The sequence below is a fragment of the Erythrobacter sp. S43 genome, assembly GCF_057364955.1.
Map to the genome: position 1 here is coordinate 394,814 of NZ_CP200285.1, position 23,827 is coordinate 418,640.

At 59.2% G+C, this 23,827-nt stretch carries 28 protein-coding genes and 1 other RNA gene; 14 read left to right on the forward strand and 15 right to left on the reverse strand.

Annotated elements, in window-relative coordinates; all coding sequences use genetic code 11:
- The first annotated feature begins 3 nt into the window (after positions 1 to 3).
- Both pdxA and rsmA read left to right on the forward strand, forming a co-directional pair.
- The gene (gene pdxA / locus AC0V6K_RS02065) at positions 4 to 1,035 is read left to right on the forward strand and encodes a 4-hydroxythreonine-4-phosphate dehydrogenase PdxA (protein WP_486172537.1); all 1,032 of its coding nucleotides are present in this window, start codon (positions 4 to 6) and stop codon (positions 1,033 to 1,035) included.
- On the forward strand, positions 1,032 to 1,847 hold the full coding sequence (rsmA, locus tag AC0V6K_RS02070) for a 16S rRNA (adenine(1518)-N(6)/adenine(1519)-N(6))-dimethyltransferase RsmA (RefSeq protein ID WP_472626205.1): 816 nt from the start codon (positions 1,032 to 1,034) through the stop codon (positions 1,845 to 1,847). The genes pdxA and rsmA overlap by 4 nt, the downstream gene beginning before the upstream one ends.
- Here the strand turns inward: rsmA and AC0V6K_RS02075 are convergent.
- From AC0V6K_RS02075 to AC0V6K_RS02085, 3 genes are all read right to left on the reverse strand, one after another.
- The gene (locus AC0V6K_RS02075; protein ID WP_472624306.1) at positions 1,844 to 2,566 is read right to left on the reverse strand and encodes a D-Ala-D-Ala carboxypeptidase family metallohydrolase; all 723 of its coding nucleotides are present in this window, start codon (positions 2,564 to 2,566) and stop codon (positions 1,844 to 1,846) included. The genes rsmA and AC0V6K_RS02075 overlap by 4 nt on opposite strands.
- A gap of 72 nt (positions 2,567 to 2,638) precedes the next feature.
- Entirely contained in the window at positions 2,639 to 3,934 is a 1,296-nt protein-coding gene (locus tag AC0V6K_RS02080; RefSeq protein WP_472624308.1) for an XAC2610-related protein, read from the reverse strand.
- Positions 3,935 to 4,055: 121 nt separating this feature from the next.
- A complete protein-coding gene (locus AC0V6K_RS02085; protein WP_472626207.1) occupies positions 4,056 to 6,155 on the reverse strand; it encodes a malate synthase G in 2,100 nt (699 codons plus the stop codon).
- Between the two features lie 131 nt (positions 6,156 to 6,286).
- Between AC0V6K_RS02085 and AC0V6K_RS02090 the strand changes: the two genes are divergently transcribed.
- The 4 genes from AC0V6K_RS02090 to AC0V6K_RS02105 all read left to right on the forward strand — a co-directional run bounded on the left by AC0V6K_RS02090 (position 6,287) and on the right by AC0V6K_RS02105 (position 10,103).
- The gene (locus tag AC0V6K_RS02090) at positions 6,287 to 7,480 is read left to right on the forward strand and encodes a hydrolase (RefSeq protein WP_472624310.1); all 1,194 of its coding nucleotides are present in this window, start codon (positions 6,287 to 6,289) and stop codon (positions 7,478 to 7,480) included.
- Positions 7,477 to 8,493, forward strand: a complete 1,017-nt coding sequence (locus tag AC0V6K_RS02095) for an arginine N-succinyltransferase (RefSeq protein ID WP_472624312.1) — start codon at positions 7,477 to 7,479, stop codon at positions 8,491 to 8,493. The genes AC0V6K_RS02090 and AC0V6K_RS02095 overlap by 4 nt, the downstream gene beginning before the upstream one ends.
- Positions 8,490 to 9,743 (forward strand): N-succinylarginine dihydrolase, encoded by a 1,254-nt coding sequence (locus tag AC0V6K_RS02100; protein WP_472624314.1) that lies wholly within the window; start codon positions 8,490 to 8,492, stop codon positions 9,741 to 9,743. The genes AC0V6K_RS02095 and AC0V6K_RS02100 overlap by 4 nt, the downstream gene beginning before the upstream one ends.
- A 120-nt stretch (positions 9,744 to 9,863) precedes the next feature.
- Complete coding sequence (locus AC0V6K_RS02105; protein WP_472624316.1) at positions 9,864 to 10,103, forward strand: hypothetical protein; 240 nt, start codon at positions 9,864 to 9,866, stop codon at positions 10,101 to 10,103.
- 9 nt (positions 10,104 to 10,112) lie between these two features.
- Here the strand turns inward: AC0V6K_RS02105 and AC0V6K_RS02110 are convergent, their stop codons facing one another.
- From AC0V6K_RS02110 to mscL, 5 genes are all read right to left on the reverse strand, one after another.
- The gene (locus tag AC0V6K_RS02110; RefSeq protein WP_472624318.1) at positions 10,113 to 10,265 is read right to left on the reverse strand and encodes a lasso RiPP family leader peptide-containing protein; all 153 of its coding nucleotides are present in this window, start codon (positions 10,263 to 10,265) and stop codon (positions 10,113 to 10,115) included.
- Positions 10,266 to 10,298: 33 nt separating this feature from the next.
- Positions 10,299 to 10,448: a lasso RiPP family leader peptide-containing protein gene (locus AC0V6K_RS02115; protein WP_472624320.1), complete on the reverse strand. Its 150-nt coding sequence runs from the start codon at positions 10,446 to 10,448 to the stop codon at positions 10,299 to 10,301.
- A gap of 277 nt (positions 10,449 to 10,725) precedes the next feature.
- Positions 10,726 to 11,457 (reverse strand): hypothetical protein, encoded by a 732-nt coding sequence (locus tag AC0V6K_RS02120; RefSeq protein WP_472624322.1) that lies wholly within the window; start codon positions 11,455 to 11,457, stop codon positions 10,726 to 10,728.
- A 137-nt stretch (positions 11,458 to 11,594) separates the two neighbouring features.
- Positions 11,595 to 11,939, reverse strand: a transfer-messenger RNA (tmRNA) gene (ssrA, locus tag AC0V6K_RS02125).
- A gap of 32 nt (positions 11,940 to 11,971) precedes the next feature.
- Positions 11,972 to 12,403, reverse strand: coding sequence for a large conductance mechanosensitive channel protein MscL (gene mscL / locus AC0V6K_RS02130; RefSeq protein WP_472624324.1), 432 nt, complete (start codon positions 12,401 to 12,403; stop codon positions 11,972 to 11,974).
- A gap of 177 nt (positions 12,404 to 12,580) precedes the next feature.
- Here mscL and AC0V6K_RS02135 point away from each other — a divergent pair, with 177 nt between their 5' ends.
- The 5 genes from AC0V6K_RS02135 (at position 12,581) to AC0V6K_RS02155 (ending at position 16,220) form a co-directional block, all read left to right on the forward strand.
- The gene (locus AC0V6K_RS02135; protein WP_472624326.1) at positions 12,581 to 13,177 is read left to right on the forward strand and encodes a LemA family protein; all 597 of its coding nucleotides are present in this window, start codon (positions 12,581 to 12,583) and stop codon (positions 13,175 to 13,177) included.
- Between the two features lie 105 nt (positions 13,178 to 13,282).
- Positions 13,283 to 14,170 carry a TPM domain-containing protein gene (locus AC0V6K_RS02140; RefSeq protein WP_472624328.1) on the forward strand — a complete coding sequence of 296 codons (888 nt, stop codon included), beginning with the start codon at positions 13,283 to 13,285 and terminating at the stop codon, positions 14,168 to 14,170.
- A 3-nt stretch (positions 14,171 to 14,173) separates the two neighbouring features.
- The gene (locus tag AC0V6K_RS02145) at positions 14,174 to 14,848 is read left to right on the forward strand and encodes a TPM domain-containing protein (protein ID WP_472624330.1); all 675 of its coding nucleotides are present in this window, start codon (positions 14,174 to 14,176) and stop codon (positions 14,846 to 14,848) included.
- Between the two features lie 30 nt (positions 14,849 to 14,878).
- On the forward strand, positions 14,879 to 15,436 hold the full coding sequence (locus tag AC0V6K_RS02150; protein ID WP_472625990.1) for an NUDIX hydrolase: 558 nt from the start codon (positions 14,879 to 14,881) through the stop codon (positions 15,434 to 15,436).
- 1 nt (position 15,437) lies between these two features.
- Entirely contained in the window at positions 15,438 to 16,220 is a 783-nt protein-coding gene (locus AC0V6K_RS02155; RefSeq protein ID WP_472624332.1) for an SDR family oxidoreductase, read from the forward strand.
- A 97-nt stretch (positions 16,221 to 16,317) separates the two neighbouring features.
- On the opposite strand, the gene AC0V6K_RS02160 is transcribed toward AC0V6K_RS02155, so the two are convergent.
- The 4 genes from AC0V6K_RS02160 to AC0V6K_RS02175 are packed head-to-tail and all read right to left on the reverse strand — an operon-like array spanning position 16,318 to position 16,960.
- On the reverse strand, positions 16,318 to 16,530 hold the full coding sequence (locus AC0V6K_RS02160) for a PspC domain-containing protein (protein WP_472624334.1): 213 nt from the start codon (positions 16,528 to 16,530) through the stop codon (positions 16,318 to 16,320).
- Positions 16,527 to 16,661, reverse strand: a complete 135-nt coding sequence (locus AC0V6K_RS02165) for a hypothetical protein (protein ID WP_472624336.1) — start codon at positions 16,659 to 16,661, stop codon at positions 16,527 to 16,529. The genes AC0V6K_RS02160 and AC0V6K_RS02165 overlap by 4 nt, the downstream gene beginning before the upstream one ends.
- A 36-nt stretch (positions 16,662 to 16,697) precedes the next feature.
- Entirely contained in the window at positions 16,698 to 16,811 is a 114-nt protein-coding gene (locus AC0V6K_RS02170) for an enoyl-CoA hydratase (protein ID WP_472624338.1), read from the reverse strand.
- 35 nt (positions 16,812 to 16,846) lie between these two features.
- Entirely contained in the window at positions 16,847 to 16,960 is a 114-nt protein-coding gene (locus AC0V6K_RS02175) for an enoyl-CoA hydratase (RefSeq protein WP_472624340.1), read from the reverse strand.
- A 243-nt stretch (positions 16,961 to 17,203) separates the two neighbouring features.
- Here AC0V6K_RS02175 and recF point away from each other — a divergent pair, with 243 nt between their 5' ends.
- Positions 17,204 to 18,292: a DNA replication/repair protein RecF gene (gene recF / locus AC0V6K_RS02180; RefSeq protein WP_472624342.1), complete on the forward strand. Its 1,089-nt coding sequence runs from the start codon at positions 17,204 to 17,206 to the stop codon at positions 18,290 to 18,292.
- Here the strand turns inward: recF and AC0V6K_RS02185 are convergent.
- Positions 18,289 to 19,029, reverse strand: coding sequence for an arylesterase (locus tag AC0V6K_RS02185; protein WP_472624344.1), 741 nt, complete (start codon positions 19,027 to 19,029; stop codon positions 18,289 to 18,291). The two genes, recF and AC0V6K_RS02185, sit on opposite strands and share 4 nt — an antisense overlap.
- Before the next feature lie 58 nt (positions 19,030 to 19,087).
- Between AC0V6K_RS02185 and AC0V6K_RS02190 the strand changes: the two genes are divergently transcribed.
- Both AC0V6K_RS02190 and AC0V6K_RS02195 read left to right on the forward strand, forming a co-directional pair.
- Positions 19,088 to 19,801 (forward strand): ABC transporter ATP-binding protein, encoded by a 714-nt coding sequence (locus AC0V6K_RS02190; RefSeq protein ID WP_472624346.1) that lies wholly within the window; start codon positions 19,088 to 19,090, stop codon positions 19,799 to 19,801.
- Entirely contained in the window at positions 19,798 to 22,335 is a 2,538-nt protein-coding gene (locus tag AC0V6K_RS02195; RefSeq protein WP_472624348.1) for an ABC transporter permease, read from the forward strand. The genes AC0V6K_RS02190 and AC0V6K_RS02195 overlap by 4 nt, the downstream gene beginning before the upstream one ends.
- 15 nt (positions 22,336 to 22,350) lie before the next feature.
- On the opposite strand, the gene AC0V6K_RS02200 is transcribed toward AC0V6K_RS02195, so the two are convergent.
- Positions 22,351 to 22,776: a DUF805 domain-containing protein gene (locus AC0V6K_RS02200; RefSeq protein WP_472624350.1), complete on the reverse strand. Its 426-nt coding sequence runs from the start codon at positions 22,774 to 22,776 to the stop codon at positions 22,351 to 22,353.
- 122 nt (positions 22,777 to 22,898) lie between these two features.
- Positions 22,899 to 23,771, reverse strand: a complete 873-nt coding sequence (locus AC0V6K_RS02205; RefSeq protein ID WP_472624352.1) for a hypothetical protein — start codon at positions 23,769 to 23,771, stop codon at positions 22,899 to 22,901.
- Between the last annotated feature and the right edge of the window lie 56 nt (positions 23,772 to 23,827).

Below are 23,827 nucleotides of genomic sequence, written 5' to 3' on the forward strand. Positions count from 1 at the left end.
TAAGTGACCGAGGGCGCGCCTCAGTTCCCGTTGGCAGTTTCTTTGGGTGATCCCGCTGGGATCGGCCCTGAGCTGATTGCGGAATGCTGGGTCCGGCGCACTGAGCTTTCGGTGGATGGCAGGCGGCCGCATCCATTCTTTGTCGTCGGTGGCATGGAAACGCTGCGTTCGGCGGCTGAGACTCGCGGGCTGGATTGTCCTATCGTTCCCATCGCGCAGGTGCATGAGGCAGAGTATGCCTTCCATGCGGGTCTGCCAGTTCTGGCTGGCTTCGACGTGCCCTTCACACCCGGCGAGCCGACTGAACACGGCGCAAAGCTGGCACTGACATCGTTGCAATGGGCGACCAAGCTGACGGTGGAAGGAGAAGCCGTCGGGATGGTCACCGCTCCGGTTGAGAAGGCTGGCCTTGCCGCGCAGGGCTTTATCTTTCCCGGCCAAACCGAATTTCTCGCCGCAGCCTGCCGGATGATGTCAGACGATGCGGTCATGATGCTGGCGGGGCCATCTTTGCGGACAGTGCCGCTGACGGTTCATGTCGCGCTCGCCGATGTGCCCGCCCTGCTCAGCCCCGAATTGATCATCCATAAGGCGCGGATCACGGCCAAGGCGTTGCAACGCGATTTCGGCATCGAACAGCCACGCATCGCCATCGCAGCGCTCAATCCGCATGCCAGCGAAGGCGGCAAGTTCGGGGCCGAAGAGGCGCAGATCATCGAACCAGCCATCGCGACACTTCGAGCAGAGGGGATGGACGTTGTCGGCCCCGTACCCGGTGATGCGCTGTTCATGCCACGCAAACGCAGCACCTATGATGCGGCCCTGTGCATGTATCACGATCAGGCGCTGATCCCGTTGAAGGCGCTTGAAGTGGATGAAGGCGTCAACGTCACGCTGGGTCTCCCGATTATCCGCACCTCGCCCGATCACGGCACCGCGTTCGACATCGCGGGTAAGGGCGTGGCTGACCCCGGCGCCATGATGGCCGCCATCCGCATGGCCGGCGCCATGGCAGCGGCCCGCGCTGGTGTCTGACCTCCCCCATTCGCGAGACAATCGCGCGGCACGGCCTTTCCGCGTCCAAAGCGCTGGGGCAGAACTTCCTTCTAGACGAACAATTGCTGGCGCGCATTGCCGCCATTCCAGGTGATCTAAGCGGAGCGAATGTGCTCGAAGTCGGCCCCGGCCCCGGCGGCCTGACCCGCGCTTTGTTGCGGGCTGGTGCGAAGGTCACTGTGATTGAAATGGACACGCGCTGCATACCTGCGCTTGAAGAACTGAGCGACGCCTTTCCGGATCAGCTCACCATCGTTCAAGGCGATGCGATGAAGCTCGATCACAGTGAATTGATGGGTGGCCAGCCGTTCCACGTGCTTTCCAATCTGCCCTACAATGTCGGCACTGCTCTGTTTGTGGGATGGCTCAGCGGAGCGGACTGGCCGCCGCAATGGCAATCGCTCACCCTGATGTTCCAGCGCGAGGTCGCCGAGCGTATTGTCGCCAAAGAAGGCTCGGGAGCCTACGGACGCCTCGCGGTCTTGGCGCAGTGGCGAAGTCAGGCAAGCCTTGCGATGAAGGTTCACCGCAGCGCCTTTACCCCGCCGCCCAAGGTGATGAGCGCGGTGGTTCATGTCACCCCAACCGAGGCTCCCGAAGGCGTCAATGCCCGAACGCTCGAACGCCTGACCGAGGCTGCCTTTGGTCAACGCCGCAAGATGCTGCGGCAAAGCCTCAAAGGCGTGCCCGGCGCGCTGGAGGCGCTTGAAACCGTGGGCATAGACCTGACCCGCCGCGCCGAAACGGTCAGCGTCGCCGAGTTCACAGCCCTAGCCCGCGCATTAAGCTAACCGCGCGGGCAGATGCTCGTCGCACGGGTGTAGCTGCGGCCCCAGCTTCGATAGCCTGCCGCGTCGATATGGAACCGCCCTTTGCGGTTATAGAGCGGATCGGAGCCGTCGTAATACGCCCCCAAGCCCATTCGGCTCTCCGGCCCGGCCTCATCCTGCATCACGCACAGTTCCTGATAGAATGCCTCAAGGTCGCTGCGCCGGTTCACCAGCAACAGGTCCAGAGCCTCGAAGGAGATATGACGCGATCGCTCTGCGCCGCCAGCGCAGACATTGAGCTCGGGCGAGTGATAGGAGCTTTGCACCTCCACCTCGCCGACAGTCGGCTCGACGTGGTCGCGCACCAATCGCAGTGCTGGCACGATGTTGGGCCACAATTCCTCAGGTGGCAGGCGCCAGATATCAAGATCGCATCGCTCGGCATATTCCCGGTCCACCCGCGCCAATTGCCACGGCGGAACCACATCGCCGACCCCCTGATCAGCGAGAAAAGACTGAAACGCAGCATATTGGCTACCGCGGTCTTCTACTTGATCAATCCACTGGTCGAACGCGCCCTGTGATGTCGGATCAGTTTGCCCTCCAAGATAGCGAAATAGCTCCGCCTGCCATCCGACAAACAGCAGGCCCGCCAACAGCGCTACCCATGCAATCGCTCTTAATGCGCTACCTGGCGAATTGCGTGAAGACCGGATTTTGCGCCGGCGGGAACGGGCCATGCCTTGTGTTTACCTCGTGCGATAGAGGCATACCGCATAGCCCGAACCCACGGAAGATCGAGCAGTTTTTGCTCAGTCTTCGCTGGTATCAATCCCGGTCGTGGTCTGCCATTTCCCGTCGACCATCTTCTTCACGGTGACCTGCTTCTCGCCGCTGGGCAGGTACTCGACTTCGCGCTGGTAAACCATCAGCGGTTCATCATCGACCACGGTGTAGCCACTGCGCGAAGAATACGCCGCGCCCGATTTGGCGTTCACATAAAGCATCCGCTCAATCTCATCGACTTCGAACATGCCGAGGCTCATCGTCAGCTCACTGAACTGTGGGACCTCGTAATAGGAAGCGGATGACTCATCGAAGAAGTAGACGTTGTACGACATCGAGCCGTAGCCGCCATTGTTGCCATTATAGAGGGCAAGATCGGTTACCCCGTCAAAGTTGAAATCGCCCACTTTGACAAGGTGCTGGCTGTCGCTCGCGACACGTTTGATTGACTGATACTCGTCAGTACAAGCTCCGCCGCCTTTCACTTCGACCAAGGTTTCAAAGTTGGTCTCCGGATAGTTAGTCCAGATCACGAAAGTAGAAGTGTTGTCTCCGGCTTCACAACTTTCGCTCGTCGGTCCCTTCACCAGTACTCGCATATTCTCCGGCAAACCTGTGATTTCGGTGATGGTCTGCGGTTGGCTCGTGCCAAGTCCAATGCCCATGCTGGCAATGATCGCGCCGGGCCGTGTGCTGACGGCAACCTGGCATCTATTCGGATTGCCATCATCGCATGCTTCCGACTGCGTGTAGACGCCTGCCAGATGGTCCTTAGCACCCTCTGGCATACCCAGTGTCAGCCCGAGATAATCCGGCTTGGATACGTAAGTCGGAGTCTCGCCGCTGTGAGGATAATTGTACATCTCCGTGATCTTGCCAAATGCCCGCGTCGCACGGTTTGCATCTGCGCCGATGCTTAGGCCTTGCAGCGTTTTGAAACGCGGATCGACGATATCGATGCCTGTGATCAGCGCGGCGTCATCGATCGGCGGAGCATTGCCTTCATCATCATATTCGATTTCTTCTTGGGTAAAGAGCTGCATCAGAAGCTTTTCACCCTGCATCACATCAACGACGATGCTGTTTTCCGGTCCACCGCCACGCACAAACTTCAATCCGGGAGAATTGGCTTTCGCTTCGCCCACCGATGCGCCCAGGTAGACTGGGCCGACCGCATATTCGGTAACCGTGAAAGTGAGACCCGGAGTTTCTTCTTGCGGTGCTGGCTCCTTCGCAATTGAGGAAGGGCCTGCCAACATGGCAAGCGAAAGTGCCGCGGCTGCTGATGCTCTCATCGCCGCTTTCGTCGTAAGATTTGTCATTTGGATTCCCCCGTTTGGGCCCAGCACCTGCGCTGAGCTGAGCTCTGAGTGCGATGAGTCGTGTGAACACCAACTGACCGCGAATGACAGTTAGCATGCAGAGATCTTTAGGGAACCGGCTTTAGCCTGCCTTGTGGACTTGCCGCCACTGATGCAGCAGCGGCTCGGTGTAGCCCGATGGCTGTTCAACGCCTTTGAAGATCAAGTCGCGCGCGGCGCTGAATGCCGGTGCGTTTTCGTTGCCGGTCAGCGGCACGTAGGACGGGTCGTCCGCGTTCTGCGCGTCAACCTTGGCCGCCATGCGCGTGAGGCTGTCCATCACCATGTCCTCGCTCACCACGCCGTGGTGCAGCCAGTTGGCGATATGCTGTGACGAAATGCGCAGGGTGGCACGATCTTCCATAAGACCGACATCGTTGATGTCTGGCACCTTGGAACAACCCACGCCCGCATCGACCCAACGGACCACGTATCCGAGCAAGCCCTGACAATTGTTGTCGAGCTCGTCGCGCAGTTCGTCTTCGGGCCAGTTGGTGTTCTCGGCAAGCGGAATGGTCAGCAGAGCATCAAGACCCATGGGTTCGGGCAGGTTTTTCTGAATGTCGAACACGTTTTCCTGATGATAGTGCAGTGCGTGCAAAGTCGCGGCGGTGGGGGATGGCACCCATGCGGTGTTCGCGCCAGCACGCAAATGGCCGATCTTCTCGACCATCATCTGCCCCATCAGGTCGGGCGCGGCCCACATGCCCTTGCCGATCTGCGCTTTGCCCGACAGGCCGTGTTGTAGGCCAATCGCGACATTGCGCGCTTCGTAAGACTGCAGCCAGTCACTGCCCTTCATCGCGCCTTTGCGCATCATCGGGCCAGCCTGCATTGAGGTGTGAATTTCATCACCCGTGCGATCGAGGAAGCCGGTGTTGATGAAGACGATCCGGTCTTTCACCGCGTGGATGCAGGCAGCGAGATTGGCCGAGGTGCGGCGCTCTTCGTCCATCACGCCAACCTTGATCGTGTGGCGCGGCAGGCCGAGCAGGTCCTCGACTGCATCGAACAGGTCGTTTGTGAAGGCGCATTCTTCGGGCCCGTGCATCTTGGGCTTCACGATGTAGATGCTGCCCTGACCGCTCTTGGGCTTCGAGTTGCCGTATTTAGCATGGCCCTCGACATCCAAAGTGCTGATCGCGGACGTGAACACCGCATCCATAATGCCTTCGGGTATCTCGCTGCCATTGGCCAAGCGGATCGCCGGATTGGTCATCAAATGGCCGACATTGCGCACAAACATAAGGCTGCGACCTGAAAGCGTGTGCTCGTTGCCCGCATTGTCTTTGTACGTTTTGTCGCCGTTGAGCGTACGGGTCAGTGTCTTCCCGCCCTTCTCGAAGCTCTCTTCCAAATCGCCGCGGATGATGCCCAGCCAGTTGGTGTAGGCTAGCAGCTTGTCCTCAGCATCGACCGCTGCGACCGAGTCTTCGCAATCGGCAATCGTGGTGAGTGCGGCTTCGACATTGATGTCAGCAATACCCGCCTTGTCGTCTGCGCCCACAGGAGTGCCGCGGTCGAACACCACTTCGATATGCAGGCCATTGTTCTGGAACAGCAGGCCCTTTTCAGTGTGTCCGACCCACTGGCTCTCGTCCCGAAGCTTTCCGTCATGCTCGTCTTTGAGATCGGCCCAGCTTTGATCAATTAGCGGAAGCGCCTGATCCAGAAACTCGCGGCCACGCGCAATCACCGCATCGCCGCGTGCCTTGTCATAGCCACCGGGCTTTGCAGCCGGCGCGTCGAGCGCGTCGGTGCCGTAAAATGCGTCATACAGGCTACCCCAGCGCGCGTTAGCCGCATTCAGGAGGAAGCGAGCATTGAGGATCGGCACCACCAGCTGTGGACCCGCCATTGTGGCGATTTCTGCATCGACATCCTGCGTACCGATGGTGAAGTCGCCCGGTTCGGGGACGAGGTAGCCTATACTTTCCAGAAACGAGCGATACTCGGCGGCATCATGCGTTTTGCCGCGACGCTCAATGTGCCAGTCGTCGATCTGCTTCTGTAGATCAAGACGAGCGCCTATCAGTGTCCTGTTTCGAGGGACAAAATCGGCAAGGAGTCCGGCAAATCCACGCCAGAATGCATCGGCATTGCGTCCTAGTGGCGCGAGCACTTGCGTTTCGAGAAAATTGGCCAGCTGTTCATCGATTTGCAGGCCGGCGCGGGTCGTCATGGTCATGTGGGGTCCTCATGGCTCCAATTGCTTGGGTCCTGGGGAGGAGGACGGGTGAGCCTATGGCGGATGGAAAAGCGGATTGCAACGCCTTGGCAAGCGGCGGTTTCGCCCGCTAGGGGTAGTTTCAGATGAAACAAGCAACTCCCCAAGATTTTGACGCTGCGGCAATGCTGGAAACGGTACAATCGTGGTGTGCCATCAACACCGGGACCAGCAACCTTGAGGGGCTGGAAAAGCAAGCGAGCGCGCTGGCCAAAGCGTTCTCAGCGTTGCCAGGAGAGATCGAGCTGATCGACCCGGCGCCTGTAACCGCGATTGCCGCCGATGGCAGTGAGTTCGAGAAAGCGCATGGCCAGCATATGGTTCTGCGTGTGCGGTCCACAGCCAACCGCCGCATTCTGCTTACCGGCCATATGGATACCGTGTTCCCCGTCGATCACCTGTTCCAGTCGCAGACGTGGCTTGAAGACGATGTGCTTAACGGGCCGGGCGTGGCCGATATGAAGGGCGGGATCGCGGTCATTCTCCACGCTCTCAAAGCGTTTGAGGAGACCGCCAACGCCGGATCGCTCGGTTATGATGTGCTGATCAACTCTGACGAGGAAACAGGATCGCTCGCCAGTTCAGACCTGATTGCGCAGATGGCGCAGGGCAAACTGGCGGCGCTGACTTATGAACCCGCCGCTCTGCCTGATGGTACGCTAGCCCATGCGCGCGGCGGCACGGGGAATTACTCGATCACCTTAAAGGGCAAGTCCGCCCATGCCGGTCGCAACCCGCATGATGGCCGGAATGCTCTGGTCGCGGCGGCGGATCTGATCCTGAGGCTGAAAGCCATGGAGCGCGAGGATATCACCATCAACCCGGCCAAGCTGGAAGGTGGCGGCCCGAACAATGTCGTGCCCGATCACGCGGTACTGCGCTTCAACATCCGGCCCAAATCGACCGAGGCGATGGAGGGGTTTGACAGTGATCTCAAAACCTTGCTGCGCAGCATTGAGAGCGAACACGAAATCACTGCGCATCGCCATGGCGGCGTCACCCGTCCGCCCAAACCGGTTGATGAAAAGGCGCAGCGTCTGTTCGATCTGGTCAAAGAATGTGGCGAGGAGTTGGGCCAGCACATCGCGTGGAAATCCACCGGCGGCGTGTGCGATGGCAACAACATCGCCGCCTGCGGAGTGCCCGTAGTCGACACAATGGGCGTGCGCGGCGGGTCTATCCACTCTTCCGACGAATTCCTGATCGTCTCCAGCCTTGCCGAACGCGCCGCGCTCTCTACACGAGTGATCGAACGCCTTGCTCAGGGAGCACTGAATTGACCTTTCGTCTGCGCGCAGCGCGCACTTCCGATCTTGAGCACCTCTATGAGATGGCCAAGCTGACCGGTGGCGGGTTCACCAACCTGCCAGCCGATCGCAACGCGCTGTCGGCGAAACTAGAACGCGCATCCGAGGCCTTCGCCAACACCGAGGACGAGGTCGCGGATGAACAGTTCGTTCTGGTGCTCGAAAACGTCCAAACCAAGAAAGTCATCGGCACCTGTCAGTTGATGAGTCAGGTCGGGCAGCAATGGCCGTTCTACTCTTATCGGCTCAACACGCTGACCCAGTATTCGGCAGAGCTTGACCGTACGGTCCGTACCGAGATGCTCAATCTCGTTACCGATCTGGAGGGCACCAGCGAGGTTGGCGGACTGTTCCTGCATCCGAATGAGCGCGCCGGAGGTCTTGGCCTGCTGCTCGCCCGTTCGCGTTATCTCTTCATTGCGATGCACCGCACGCGCTTTGCCGACAAGATCATTGCCGAACTGCGCGGTATTATCGATGAGCGCGGCGACAGCCCGTTCTGGGACAATGTCGCGGGCCGTTTCTTCGGCATGAGCTTCAACGAAGCCGACTATTTCAACGCAATCAATGGCAACCAGTTTATCGCCGATCTGATGCCCAAGCATCCGGTCTATGTTGCGATGCTTGATGCCGAGGCACGCAAGGTTATCGGCGTCCCGCACCTTTCGGGCCGCGCGGCGATGCGCATGCTGGAGAATGAGGGCTTCCGCTACGATGGCTATGTCGACATTTTCGACGGCGGGCCGACCATGGTCGCGCACACCGACGATGTCACGAGCGTGAAGAACAGCGTCGAAGCCACAATTACCAATGTCGACTTGCAAGAAGGCGAGCGCGCGATCCTGGCGACCGGCAAGCTTGATTCATTCCGCGCATGCTACGGCGCGCGCCAGATGGACGGCGAAGGCGGTATTGCGATAGATGCCGCTGCTGCCGATGCACTGGATGTCGGCGTAGGCGACACCATCTGGAGCGTCGGGCGATGAGCAATCTGACAGAGATCAACTTCGATGGCATCGTCGGACCTTCACACAATTACGCAGGCCTCAGCCTCGGCAATATCGCCAGCGCGAGCCACAAGGGTGACCCCTCGTACCCGCGTGCGGCAGCGCTACAGGGCGTGGAAAAGATGCGCGGCAATCTGGCGCGGATCGGTGTGCAGGGCTTCCTGCTGCCTCTGCCCCGCCCAAACAACGCGCTGGCCAAATCGCTCACCTATGACGGGACCGAGAACCCGGCTTTGCGCGCTGCGCCTTGGTCTGCATCGAGCATGTGGACCGCCAACGCCGCCACGGTCAGCCCTGCGCCAGACACAAAGGATGGCAAATGCCATCTGACGCCTGCGAACCTGATCACGATGCTCCACCGCGCGCAGGAATGGCGCGACACGCAGGCACAGCTAAAGATCGCGTTTGGCGACACCAAACACTTCACTGTCCATGACGCCGCACCGCCCACCTTTGGCGATGAAGGCGCGGCCAACCATATGCGCTTTTGCGAAGGGCACGGCGCGCCAGGCGTCGAGGTGTTTGTCTATGGTCTCCCCGGCGGCAAGTTTCCCGCACGCCAGCACGAACAATCCAGCCGCCTCGTCGCGCGCGCCCATGGGCTCGATCCGGCGCGGGCAGTGTTCATTAAACAGAACCCCGTCGCCATCGAAACCGGCGCTTTTCACAATGATGTCGTGTCGGTCGCCAATGAACGCGTGTTGTTCACCCACGAGCAGGCCTTCGCCGATCAGCAAGGCGCTTATGACGCGATCCGCGCGGCCTTCCCTGCGCTCGAGGTGGTTGAAGTGCCCACCAGCGAGGTCACTCTCGAAGAAGCGATCAAGACCTACCTCTTTAACGCACAACTGATCACTCTTCCCGATGGCGGCATGGTGCTGATCGTGCCCGAGGAATGCCGAGAGAGCGCATCGGTCTGGGGCTATTGCGAGAAGATGATGGCGTCGAACGGCCCTATCCGCGAAGTCATACCCGTCGATGTGCGCCAAAGCATGGCCAATGGCGGCGGACCAGCTTGCTTGCGCCTGCGCGTCGTGTGCGATCCGGTGACAGTTGACCCGCGTTTCATGCTTGATGAAGCCAAGGCCGAGATGATCGAAGGCATCATCCGCCACTACTGGCCAGAGCAGATTGACCCCGCCGATATCGGCTCCGAAACGCTTGCAAAGACCGTGATTGCCGCGCGTGCAGCCTTGCTGGCGTCGTTAAAACTCCAGGAACTGGGTTAACGCGATTGCATTGCCGTCGGGCGCGTTTACACTCCGTCATACGTTAACCAGCGCATCCCGCAGCCAGCCGTTGTTGGCACGGTGTTTGCTCAGAAAAGTGTTAACGAAGAAGGGGAAGCAATGCTGCGCAAGATCGGAAGGCTGTTTGTAATCAAAAACAGGTTTGAAGCCTTTGTGATCATCTACGCGTTGGCTCTTGGCGCAACCACGCGCGGCCTAGGTTACCTTCAAGAATATCCGCCATATTGGGGTGAAGCGCTTTTCCTTGCGGCGTGTGCAGCCGTGATGCTGGCTGGCGCGGCCATTCTTGACGGGTTGAAAGCGAAACAAGAGCTGGAAGAGCTCAAGTCGAAAGACTGAAAAACGCCGTTACGGGCGACGCATCATTCCCATACCCATACCGACAAGGTTTTCGACCATGGGGCCGCTGCCTGAGGCGGTGAGTTCCGCAAGAGACCCGTAGCGGCTCAAACGAGGCGGATGATAGGCTCGTTTGCTCTGGGCCTTCTGTTCTTCACTCATAAATCGCACTCACCTGAGAATTGACTTCTTTGGTCACGGGCGACGCATCATCTGTCCCATGCCCATATTGTTTTCGGTCCGAAAACCACTGCCCGACGCCGTGAGTTTCGCAAGAGACCCATAGCGAGTCAAACGCGGCGGTTGATAGGCCTGTTTACACCGGGACTTCTGCTGTTCGATCATAACTCAAACCTGCTTGCGCGTTAGTCACTTTAGTCTGGGGCGACACATCACTCCCATAGGCCTCGCTCATCATCACAATACGATTGCCCGCCGCGTCAAAAAAGTTAACTCATGTAAAGCAAAAGACTAACTAAGTAGCGCAATCCAATTCAATATCTTGATCGATTGCTTTTTTGAATTGATACAGCAATTTCATGGTTTTGTGAAGAGAGTCACGAACTATATCTAATCACAAAACGTATCGCCGGCTTTCGGCTGAAGCGCATAGAACTCTATTCTAGCCAGCATCGGTAAGCTTAAACTCACCGCCATAAATCGCTTTGCCATCTTTGTCGTAACGCGGAAGCAGGATCATTTCGTCCGCATTGTCCACCTCCAGGATGGCTTGCTTGCGGCGGAAATCCCGGCGCGCGCCGATCAGGCCGACTTCCAAGCGCGGCGTACCACGCACCACGATCCGGCGGTTCAGGATGGCCGCTTCCAAAGCAGCCATGGTGGGCGCCTTAAGCTTCCGGTCGCGCTTTCCATCCACGACAATCTCACCCATCTCCGACTGTGCAGCCGCACGGACATCCTCGGGCAAGACCGGATTGAGCAGATTGAACAGCGTTTCCTGATCAATCTCGATTGCGACGATGTTAGGGTTTACGCGCTCAATCGCACCACTCGGCAGACCTCCGATGCCTGACCGTTGTGTCGTATCGATCCCCGCAGAACCAAGCGCCTCGATAATCTCGAAATGCGAAAGCTCGATGCTGATATTGTTGAGCTGGATCTTGTCGCCCACACGGCGAATGGACTTCACGTCCATGATCAACGCCATGTCGTCTTTATTCTTGGTGCCCAGCTTGCGCGCGGTGCGCTGGAACTGGCGCGGCTGAAGGCATTCGACTTCGCAAATGTCTTGCAAGCGTGCGAGGTATTCCTCGCGTGTCTCGGCGGAAACGGGCGCTGTCGAGAGCGCAGCCAAAGATGCCAAGCCACCAATCGCAAAAGACAGAATTCGCATCGAACTCTCCTGAAATCCACCTGAATACAGAGATATAGATGCATTCTAGCTATGAAGCCAAGATGAATGGCAGACCGTGAGTGCACGCAAGAAGGGGATAGGTGGGGGTTTCTGTTGCTAGCTACCCCCGGAGCCCCGGAATCCGCTTCTGTTGCCCGGTGGGTCCAACCGCGCTTTAGCTTTGTAAATTCAGGCCGTTAAGCCGTCACATTACGCTGCAACTGCGAGTGCTTCGTTATCGTTTGCACTTATAAAAATGAACAGTTTTACGGGGTTTTCAGCCCGGGCAAAAACTACGCTTTTCAGCCCACGTCGATCCTAGTTCGGCCCCGTCAAAACGCCCTGCAAAACAGAGCTTTATGGTGGAGCCGCCGGGTACTGCCCCCGGGTCCGTTGTGCCTATTGCACGCAGCAATTTATCGCCATAGCCCGCAAAAAACGGGCAGGACCTATATAGACCCTGCCCGCTTAATGTGAAGTGTATTGCTGCCCCGCGCTGTTGCGGGACGCAAAGCTATTTTTTGAGTGCGTCGCGGATTTCCGTAAGCAACTCGATCTCGGTCGGGCCTGCGGGGGCTTCCTCCTCGGCAGGCTCCTCCATCGATGCTTTCACCTTGTTGGCGTAGCGGACCAGCAGGAAGATGATGAAAGCGAGGATGATGAAGTTGATGATCGTCGTGATCAGCGCGCCGTAACCGATCATCGCGGCACCCGCTTCCTTGAGTGCGGCGTAGTCGGTCATCGATCCTTCATAGCCTTCGGGAGCCGAAAGCAGGATAAACTTGGACGAGAAGTCTGCGCCGCCGAAAACGTAACCGACAACCGGCATAATGATGTCATCCGTCAGCGAAGCGACAATCGTGCCGAATGCGCCTGCGATGATAACCGCAACGGCCAGCTCCATCACGTTGCCCTTGGCGATAAATTCCTTGAATTCCTGAAGCATTGCGATCCCTTCCTGCAATGGTGAATTGGCGGTGTTTTTACAGGTCACAGTGTGATTGCCAAGCGGCGCGATGTAAACTCCAACAGCTTGAAACGGGCCTTTGGTGTGCTATATATGTAATACGCATTCACTTGGCGCTGTGTGACAGCACATATCGCGCCTTCAGGAGGGACCAGTATGAATTTCAAGACTTTCGGTCGCGGCGTTCTCGCCGCAGCAGCATCGCTCACGCTCGCCGCTTGCGGCATCAACTCGGTCCCGACCGCTGAAGAAGCTGCCAAAGCCAAATGGGGTGATGTAGAAGCCGCGTTTCAATCGCGCGCTAACCTGCTGCCGAACATTGAATCGCTGGTAAAGGCAGCCCGCGATGGTGAAACCGATATCTTCGTCGGCGTGGCAGAAGCGCGCTCGCAAGCTGGTCAGTTGAAAGTCACCGGAGACGATCTGAACGACGCGGACAAAATGGCGCAATATGCCGAGGCGCAGAACGCACTAGGCAGCGGCCTTTCACGCCTGTTCGCCACGGTGGAATCAAACCCTGATCCCAAATTCACACAGAACATCCAGACCGCGCAATCGCAGGTCGAAGGGGCAGAGAACCGCATCCGCGTCGCCATCCGCGATTACAACGCGGCGGTGCAGGATTATAACACCACCATCCGCACCTTCCCCGACACAATCGGCGCCAACATCATCCACGGTGCAGAGCCGATGGTGCCATACAAAGCGGCAACCGAAGGCGCCGAAGTCGCACCGAAAATGAACCTCGACTAAGCGACGGAGATCGCAAAGGTGGGGCGCTTCTTGCCCCACCAATCAACCGCGCGCGCCCAATTCTGACGGGTAAGCGCTTCCACACTTTCACCCAATGGGAGCGGCATGAGACAGATCGGCATCCTGCTCGCGGCATTGTTCGCGCTTATCGCCGCCCCTGCCCTTGCGCAGCCGGAATTTCCCGAGCTGTCGGGCCGCGTGGTCGATAGTGCGGAGATTATTCCTGCCGACCTCGAAGCCGAGCTGACCGCGAAACTTGAAGCGCTGGAGACCCAGTCCGAGCGCCAGTTAGTGATCGCGACGGTTCCCAGTCTCCAAGACTATGACATTGCCGATTACGGGTACCAGCTTGGCCGTGCATGGGGCATCGGTGACGCGGAGCGTAATGACGGTGCGATCCTGCTGGTCGCCCCCAATGAACGGCGCGTGCGGATCGAAGTTGGCTATGGCCTGGAAGGGTATCTGACCGACGCGATATCCTCGCAGATCATCCAGAACGATATCGTCCCACAATTCCGTAATGACAATTACCCCGGCGGCATTGCCGCGGGCGCCGATGCGATCATAGCCCAGCTGCAGTTGTCGCCCGAAGACGCCGCGCGCGTGGCTCAGGAAGCCGCACAGCAGCAGCAGGCCAACAGCGAAAGCGGCGGCATTCCGATCGGCGCGATCATCTGGCTCGGCTTCATCTTCTTCTTTTTCGTTCTGCCCATCTTGGGTGCAGGCAAACGTCGCCGCAGATATCGCAAGCGTCGCAAGGGTCCCTGGGGCAAACGCGACGATGATGATGACGATTGGGATGACGACGACGATGGCTGGGGCCGCACGGCGCGCGACATCATCCTTTGGGAAGTCGGCAGCGCGATTGTGCGCGGCGCAGTCTCGGGCGGCCGCAGCAGCGGCGGCTGGGGCGGCGGAGGCGGCGGCTTTGGCGGCGGCTTCTCCGGCGGCGGCGGTTCATTCGGAGGCGGTGGCGCCTCAGGGGGATGGTGAGCAATGTCCTATCTGAACCAAGACCAGCACAAGATCGTATCCGACGCGGTCAAACAGGCGGAGCTGAGCACATCGGGTGAGATCGTCACCGTTCTGGCCGACCGCAGCGATGGCTATTCCGACATTATCCAACTGTATTGCGCCGCCATCGCCTTCACCGCGATGAGCGTGTTCGCATTCATCCCGGCACCCTTCATGGACCTTTGGGACGCCTTGATCGGTGGCTGGGGCCACGAATGGTCGATTGGTGAATTGGCCAGCATGACCATTGCTCTGGGTCTGCTCGCCTATCTCGCCAGCACGGCGATTTTCCTGTCAGACGCGGTGCGTTTCGCGCTGATCCCGGGCCCAACCAAGACTGCGCGGGTGCACGCACAGGCGATCAAGCACTTCAAGGTTGGCGCAGAGGCCCGAACCAAGGGCAAGACCGGCGTGATGATCTACCTTTCCATGCGCGAACACCGCGCTGAGATCGTCGCCGATGATTCCATCGCCGAGAAAGTCCCTGCCGAGGTTTGGGGTGAAGCGATGGCCGAAATGCTCGACGAAATCCGCGAAGGCCGGATCGCTGAGGGCATGGCCGTGGGCGTACGCGATGTCGGCTTTGTGCTCGCACAACACTTCCCGATTGAAGAAGACGACGAAAACGAGCTTCCCGACAGGCTGATCGAAGTCTAGGGCTGTTCGCCCATGGACGATATCGAGCTAATCCGAGACCGTGACGCCGACCTGCCCGAAGAGGTGCAGTGGGAAGGCAAGTTCATCACCGCCAAAACCCGTGGCCGCTGGGAATATGTTGGCCGGGCGCGCGGTATTCGTGCGGCTGCGATCATCGCGCTAGATGAGGATGCGGACGGCACACGCCACGTGATCCTTGTCAGCCAATACCGCGTGCCATTGGGCCGTTTCTGCCTCGAAATCCCCGCAGGACTGGTCGGCGATCACGCCGATGTTGAGGGCGAAGGCGCTGAAAGCGCTGCCGCGCGCGAGCTTGAGGAAGAGACAGGCTACCGCGCCGACACGCTCGAGGTGTTGGGAGAGTTCTACTCCTCGCCCGGCATGGTCTCCGAAGCATTCACTCTGCTGCGTGCGACTGACCTGACCAAAGTCAGCGAAGGCGGCGGAGTTTCCGACGAAAATATAAACGTGCACCGCGTGCCGCTTGCGGGCCTATCCGACTTTGTCGCCAAATGGCGCGAGGCGGGCCACGGCGTCGATGTGCGCATCGCGATGCTGCTGACACCAGAATATTTGGGAGAGAATTGAGATGACGAAACGCTGCGAAGGCAAACTGGCACTGGTCACTGGCGGCGCGCAGGGGCTTGGCCGCGCACACTGCATCCGGCTGGCGCAAGAAGGCGCGCGGGTCCTTGCCACCGATATCAACGCCGAAGGCGCAGCGGAAACCGCCGCAATCGTGAACGCAGAGATGGGTGAAGGCACCGCCTTCAGCATTGGGCACGACGTCACTGATGTGAAAGACTGGGACGACGCCGTGGACGCAGCGCGTCAGCATCTGGGCGGGCTCAACGTTCTGGTCAACAATGCCGGGATCGGCGTCGCGGGCAATATTGAGACCTGCAAGTTCGAAGACTGGCAGCGCTGTTTCGATATCAACGTGAATTCGATCTTCCACGGCTGTCAGGCCGCCCTGCCCTTGATGCGAGACCATGCGCCTGGCTCGATCGTCAATATCAGCTCGATTGCGGGCCTGATCGCGAGCGACACAATGCCAGCTTACAATGCATCGAAGGCGAGCGTTTGGATGCTGTCCAAGTCGATCGCGCTTCACTGCGCGAAGATGAACATGCAAATCCGGTGCAACTCCGTTCACCCGACCTTTGTCGACACGCCCATTCTGGATGGCACAGCCAAGCACCATCAGCTCGACAAGCAAGTGTTGCTGGACAAGCTCGCGCGGCAGATCCCGTTGAAGTTTGTGGGTGAGCCGAACGATATCGCCAATGCCGTGGTCTATCTCGCCAGCGATGAAAGCCGCTTCATGACCGGCGCTGAGATCAAGCTCGATGGCGGTATCTCGGCGATGTAAGAATCGAAAGAGGGGCCACGATGGGCCCCTCCCGGTTTGATCAGATCGGTGTGCAGCGGTCCGAAAAACCGGGAACCGCTTAGTCGTTACGCTGCACTTAGTCCGCAATCAGACCGATTGCGAGATAGACCAGAGCTGCTGTGCCGAAGCTAACCAGAGCGCCAACTACAAAGCCGAGGCGAACCATCATCGGATCGATGTTGCTGTAATTGGCGATGCCGCTGCAAACGCCCATCAGCTTGCCGTTATGCTTGTCCAAGCGGAAGTTCCGGCTTGGCGGCGTGCTGTTCGACTTAGTTACTTTGTTCATGCGACGGCTCCGATAATGAGGTTAGCGTTCGGGGTTGCGGGGACCACGGCAACGGCCATGGCTGCGACAGTGACGATAATGGCAGCGGCTGCGGTGAGCAGTCTTGAACCAAAATCAGCGGGGGTAATCATTCCAACGTTTCCTTTCGTGTGTCTAGTGGTGAGTGATCAAGCAACCAGCGTCGGGCTTGCCGGGATGATTGCGTAAGCGAAGGTGGAGGCCGTTACGATCACTGCAAAAGCAGCTGCGAAGAGGCGGGTTCCGGTTTCACTGTTCAACATGGGGGTATTCCTTTCTTGCGGGGTATTGCGGGTTGTTATGCAACCAGCGTGGGGCTTGCCGGGATGATGGCGTATGCGAATGCTGCGGCCGTGAAGATCACCGAGAAAGCGGCGGCGGCGAAGCGGTTTGAGAAATCAGTGTTGGTCATTGTTAGTCTCCTGTTAGGTTTGTTTCGTAGTGCCTTGGGTGTTTCCCTTGGATGCCAAACACTTTGCAGGAGCCGTGCCAAACTCAGAAAATGGCGGATTTCTGCGGTTTTGTATCAAAATGTAAAATCGCGTTTCGTTAATGAAACCGAAAGGTTGGGAATTTTTCCCATATGTTGGGATCGGTGATTTCGCTATTCGGCCCGCTGGTCAAAATCCACCTGCATGCTAACGCCTAATCTCCGATGGCGCTGACCAAGATCACCTTGCAGAACTTCCGCAATCACGCCGCTAGCGAGCTGGCGGAGACGGCGCATTTCAATCTGCTGGTGGGGGAAAATGGCGCCGGCAAAACCAATGTGCTCGAGGCACTGTCTCTGCTTAGCCCCGGTCGCGGCTTGCGCCGCGCCAACCTGGCGGATCTTGCTCGAAGCGAGCCGGGCAGCGATGAACCGGGTGCCTTTGCCATAGGCGCGAGCCTGATCGAGCAAGGGCAGGTCTCTGCACGCATTGGCACTTATACTGAGTTGGAGCGCCCCACGCGCCGCCTGGTCCGCATCAACGGTGCAGACAGCAGCGCCAATGCTCTGTCAGAGTGGCATGCTGTCTCTTGGCTCACTCCGGCGATGGACGGCCTGTTCACCGATAGCGCAGGCGCAAGACGGCGCTTCGTCGACCGCATGGCTCTCGCAGTGGAGCCTGCCCATGCCAAAAGCGTCACCGCGCTGGAAAACGCGCTGCGCGAGCGCAACCGGCTGCTCGAGGACAATGGCGATGCACGGTGGCTCGACGCTATCGAGGCACAGGCGGCACAGCATGGTGCGGTGGTCGCCGCGAACCGTGCGCGGCTTATCTCCATGTTGGCGGATGAGTTGTCTGCCCTGCCCCCTGAGCCTTTCGCCCGCCCAATCCTGACCTATCGCGCCGGCGGTCCAACCGAAGTCGCCGAGCTTCTTGCCAGCTTTGCCCGGGAGCGCCCCAGAGACCGCGCCGCTGGCCGAGCGCTCACAGGCCCGCATCGCGACGAGTTGGAAGTGGTGATGGCTTCTTCCGGTCAGCCAGCAGCTTCCTGCTCGACAGGGGAGCAAAAGGCGATGCTGATCGCAATCACGCTCGCGCATGGCGTCTTGGCGTCATCAGGAAGGCCGAGCGTGCTGTTGCTTGATGAAGTCGCCGCACACCTTGATCCCGTACGCCGCAGCGAGCTGTTTAAGCGCCTGCGCAATGGCAAAGCGCAAATCTGGATGACCGGCACCGAACTGGCGCCCTTCGCTGATATCGAGGCCGAAGCAGCGGTCTGGCGCGTTGTGGGGGGTGCGCTGGAGCGGCTTTAGCCCTCTTCTGACTCGGGGATAGCGTCAGCCACAGCATCCAGCGTCGATTCCACCAGTTTCTCAATCCCCTCAACCGTGGGATGGATACGATCTTTCTGGAACAGCGTCGGATCTTCGTAAATGTCCTCGAGCCAGAACGGGATCAGCGCCGCATTGTATTCTTTCGCGAGCTCGCCATACATCGCGTCAAACGTTTGCTGATATTCAGGCCCGTAATTCGGCGGTGCGCGCATGCCCATCATCAGCACGGGGATTTCGCGCTCTTTAAGCTCATCGAGCATCGCCGTCAGGTTCCCGCGCGCTTCATCGGGAGCAATCCCGCGCAGCATGTCATTGCCGCCCAGCTCCAGAATGAAGAGATCGGGCTTTTCCTCTTGAGCGTTGAGCACGAAGGGCAGACGCTTCTTCCCGCCTGCTGTCGTGTCTCCAGACAGGCCGGCATTGGCAATTTTGGCGTTGATGCCCTTTGCGCGAAGAGCCGCTTCCAGCTTAGTAGGGTAGCTGTCGCCCTCGGCGTCCTTCAGGCCATAGCCCGCAAACAGACTGTCTCCGAACGCCACAATCCGACGTTCCGGCCCCATAACAGGGATGATTGCCCCATCATCAACCGCGCCCGCTTCCGCATCATCGGGAACCGCAGCGGCCTCCTCGGCATTTTCACTACACGCAGCCAGAGCAAGCGCGGCTACCACGCTCAACGTTCCGGCAAATCGTTTCGACCAGCGGTGATCCTGCATCTATGGGCTCCAAGTTGAGTATCTTGTTTGCAACCCACCCCTATGCCATCTGGAGCCTGTGACAAGTCCCCTAGCCATTTCCGCCCGCAATCTGACGCTGACCCTCGGCAGTGCAGACGCGCCCGTCGACATCCTTAAAGGGATCGACCTCGATATCGAACATGGCGAGGTTGTCGCCCTGCTCGGGCCATCCGGTTCGGGCAAAAGCTCGCTAATGGCGGTGCTTTCCGGGTTGGAGCGGGCAACAGGCGGCGATCTGATGGTCGCTGGACAGAACTTCACCAGTCTGGACGAAGACGGTCTGGCCGCCGCACGGCGCGGTCGCATCGGCATCGTGCTTCAGGCGTTCCACCTGCTCCCGACCATGACCGCTGCTGAGAACGTGGCGACACCCATGGAGCTGGCAGGCAGCGCCGACGCGACGCCGCGTGCAAAAGCGGAACTGGAAGCGGTCGGCCTTGGCCACCGGATCGGCCACTACCCCACGCAACTTTCCGGCGGTGAGCAGCAACGCGTTGCCATTGCACGCGCCATTGCCCCGCGGCCAGGACTGATTTTCGCTGACGAGCCGACTGGCAACCTTGATGTCGGCACGGGCGCTGAGATCGTTGAGCTGCTCTTTGCCCGCCGCAATGAGACCGGCGCGACGCTGCTGATTATTACGCACGACCGCAAACTCGCCGAACAGTGCGAGCGCGTGTTGACCATGGCGGACGGTGTGATTGTGTCTGACACAAAAGCAGACGCTCCGGCCAAAGAGGCCGCCGAGTGAGCAATTCCTCGGGCCTGTCATGGGGCGCAGCGTGGAAGATCGCGCGGCGTGACCTCAATGCGCGCTTCAAGGGTCTGCGCCTGCTGCTGGTGTGCATCTTCCTCGGCACGGCTGCCCTTGCCGCTATCGGTACGTTGACAGCAGCCATTGAGCGCGAGTTGGCGTCCAGCGGACAGGAATTGCTCGGCGGAGACCTTGAGGTTGAAGTCTGGCAACGCGACCTATCGGATGAAGAACTCGGCTCGCTTGAAGAATATGGCGAAGTGTCGGGCGGTTTCCGCCTGCAAGCCATGGCCAGCGCGGGCGAGAACACCGCTCCTATCGAGCTGAAGGCGGTCGACAACAAATGGCCGCTGTTCGGTACTCTGACTTTGATGGACGGCACCGAAACCGGCGCGCCTGTCGGGACCGATGCCTACTTGGCGCAGGGTGCGCTCGATCGGCTCGACATCAAGCTTGGCGAGACATTCCGCGTCGGCACCATGGACCTGCGCGCCGCAGGAGTGATCGACAACGAGCCGGACCGCTTGTCCGAAGGGTTTCAGCTCGGCCCGACGGTTCTAGTGGCGAAGCAAATCCCGCTTAACGCTGGTCTCATCGCGCCCGGTTCGCTTTACCAAAGCAAGCACCGGATCGCCTTCGCTGATGAAGGTCAGGACCCGACAGAGGTCGAGGAGGTCCTGACCGATGCCTACCCGCAGGGTGGCTTTGACTTCCGCAACCGCGACCGCGCATCGCCGGGCGCTGACCGCTTTGTGCAGCAGATGAGCGACTTTCTGACACTGGTCGGCCTCGCGGCATTGGTGATCGCCGGCATCGGCATTGCAGGTGGTGTTTCGTCCTATCTCGACGCGCGGCGCAATGGCATAGCGACGCTGAAGGTCCTCGGCGCTACCTCGCGCGACATCGTGCGCATTTACGCGCTGCAGATCGCCGTTGCCGCCTTTGTCGGGACCGTGCTGGGCTTGATTGTCGGCATCCTTATCACCCCTCTGTTCGGCATGGCGCTGCAAGGTCTGCTGCCGGTTGAAGGTGGGTTTGTGATCGAGCCCGCCCCACTCATCCTCGCAGCCAGCTATGGTCTGCTCGTCGCCTTCGCTTTTGCCGCTGCGCCGCTCCTTCGCGCGCGCAGTTTCCCCGCGATGGCATTAATGCGCAGCTCCATCGTCCCCCTCGCCCGTGATTGGCGCGCGATCGGTGCGACGGTACTCGGCATCGCAGCAATCTGCGCACTGGCGATTGGAACGACCGATCAGCCGCTGCTCTCGACCGGCTTCCTTGGCGGCGCTGCTATCGCTCTCGGTCTTCTCGCGCTGCTTGGTTTTGGCATCAAATTTATCGCGCGCAAGCTGCCGCGCCCGTCCAACCCGATCCTGCGCAGCGCATTGGCCAATATCCATCGTCCGGGTGCACCGACCGGTTCGCTGGTGACCGCGCTGGGCTTTGGTTTGGCCGCCTTTGTCCTGCTGGCCGGTGTCCAAACAGCCATCGATGGCAACATCGAAAGCAGCGTGCCTCAGGAGGCCCCAGACTACTTTGTGCTTGATGTGCCGGTAGAGGAAGAGGAGCGCTTCGAAACGCTCGTCACAGATCGCTTCCCCGATGCAGGCATCCGTGCTGTCCCAACCTTGCGGGGCGCGGTGCTGGCCTATGGCCCCAAGGACAATATGCAGCGCGTGGCCGATCTCGAGGAGATCCCAGAGGGCGCGTGGGTGCTGAATGGCGAACGTGGTTTGACTTATTCAGACACACTGCCAGTCGGCAACCGCATCATGGATGGTGAATGGTGGGATGAAGATCACACCGGCGAACCGCAGGTCTCTATCAACCGCGAATTTGCCGACGCGGTCGATCTGGAAGTGGGCGATTACCTGACTATCGCTGTTCTCGGCACCGAGCGCACCGCACGTATCGCCAATCTGCGCGAGATCGACTGGGAGAGCATGGGCTTCAACTTCACCCTTGTCTTCTCCCGCAACGCCTTGGCCGATGCTCCGCACAACCTTGCCGCGACCATCGAGCTTGCCGAGGATGGCGATGAAGTCGCGCGCGGCGATTTGCTGCGCGAACTGGTGCAGGAATTCCCTTCCAGCTCTGTGATTGAAACCGGTGACGTGCTGACCGAGGCTCGCACGATCCTTGAGCAGGTTGGTCTTGCCACTCTCGCCGCCGCTGCTGTTGCGGTGTTGGCAGGCCTAGCCGTCCTGATGGGAGCCATTGCGGCAGCTCGTGCGGCACGGACCTATGACACCGTCGTCCTGCGTGTTCTGGGTGCTAGCCGGAGGCAAATCCTGTCGATGCAGCTCGCCGAATACGGACTTATTGCCGCAGCTTTGGCGCTGGTCGCGTTGGGGCTTGGGTCGACGCTCGCCTGGGTGATTATCACTCAGCTGTTCGAGTTCGACTGGCTGCCCGATTGGGGTCAGGTGCTCGCGGTGCTTGGTCTTGGCCTCGGTATGGTGCTGGCCTTTGCATTGGGTGGCTCGCTGCCGCTGCTGCGGGCCAAACCAGCGCAGGCGCTGCGCGAGCTATAGCCCGCCCTTCGCAGCTCACTCGAAAGTGTGCGCGTCTCCGCCCGGCAACGGGTCGGGCCCATAACGGTTGCCACCGGCATTGCCCTTCATCGCCATAAACACGAGCACGATGATCGTGCCGACAAAGGGGATGAAGCGGATCCACCAATACCACCCGCTTTTGCCGATATCGTGCCACCGGCGAACCTCGACCGCTAAAGCCGGAATTCCGCTGACCAAGAAGAAGATGCCGAAGATTGCGGTGCCAAGCGTCCAGCCAAAGCCCGGATCGCTGGTCTCGGGATCAAATCCCGGCTCGAACGCGCCCGCTTGCGCGTAGAGCAAAGCGGTCAAGGCGATGATACCCGCCATTAGTAGGAAGAAGCTCCAATACTCCGCGCGGCTCGAACGGCCGCGAAAATCGAAGTACCGGCGATACGGCAAAAACATGTGTTTGAGCATGGCATGACCTCGGTTGGATCGGCCCGAGTTCCGGCCGATCGTTGCGGTCACCCATCACGCGTCAGACCCCCGCCGTGAATACCATAAACATGGTTCACGGCGGGGGTCTGATACGGCCTGAATTACTCGAAAGTCTCTCCAAGCGCCGCCGCTTGATTGTCGCTCACTTCAGCGTGAAGCGATGAGATTAAGGCTGCGCTGAAAATCGAGAAGAATAGGTAAAGCACGCCAAACAGTAAGAACCCCGTGAAGAGCCCCGTTATCGCCCCGCCCAGCCCCACATCTCCAAGGCTGGCTCCCAACGCGGCGAACAAAGCGGCGAATGGCAGAACAAAGATGATCAGCGAAATCAAAGCCGTGATCGCGAGCACAGCAAGGATCTTCAGCACATGGCCCGAGGTTATCCGCCAGCTTTCATTGATTGCGGTGATCGGGTTGAACACCTTGTCGACCGTGATCACCGGAACAATCACGCAAAAACGGCAGGCGAGATATACATAACCAACGAACAGGGCGACTTGAACAATGATCTCACCAAGACTGCCTAGGAAAGACATGATCAGTGAAACCAGTGTCAGGATCAGTCCAAGCACGAGGCTGGCGACGAGATACAGCAACAGGATTCCGACATAGGTAAGAGACCCCTTGAACCCGCGCCTCACTGCTTCGCCAAATGGAATTGTGAGGAGGGGAGATGCCTTGGCAACCATCGCGCCTTGCTGAGCAAAGAAGATCAACAGAAACGCAAAGTAGATCACGATGAACAGGAGCATCATTCCGAGGCCCAAGCCCAACGAAGAGAAGTCCTCCAAAGGCGCTCCGCCCGTGACACCACCCGCAAGGGAGGCGACAACACCACTGAACACCCCGCCAATGACCAGCATCATCAAGGCAAGCATGCCGAAGAAGATTGCCCATAGACCAAGCAGCGAAAGCCAACGCTCTTTCATCATGGCGACGGTATTTGAGAAGACCTTGCCGATTTCAAATGTCATATGTGCCCCCTGATCATTGAGAAAAGCACGTCCTACACACGGCCTCCCCGATTACC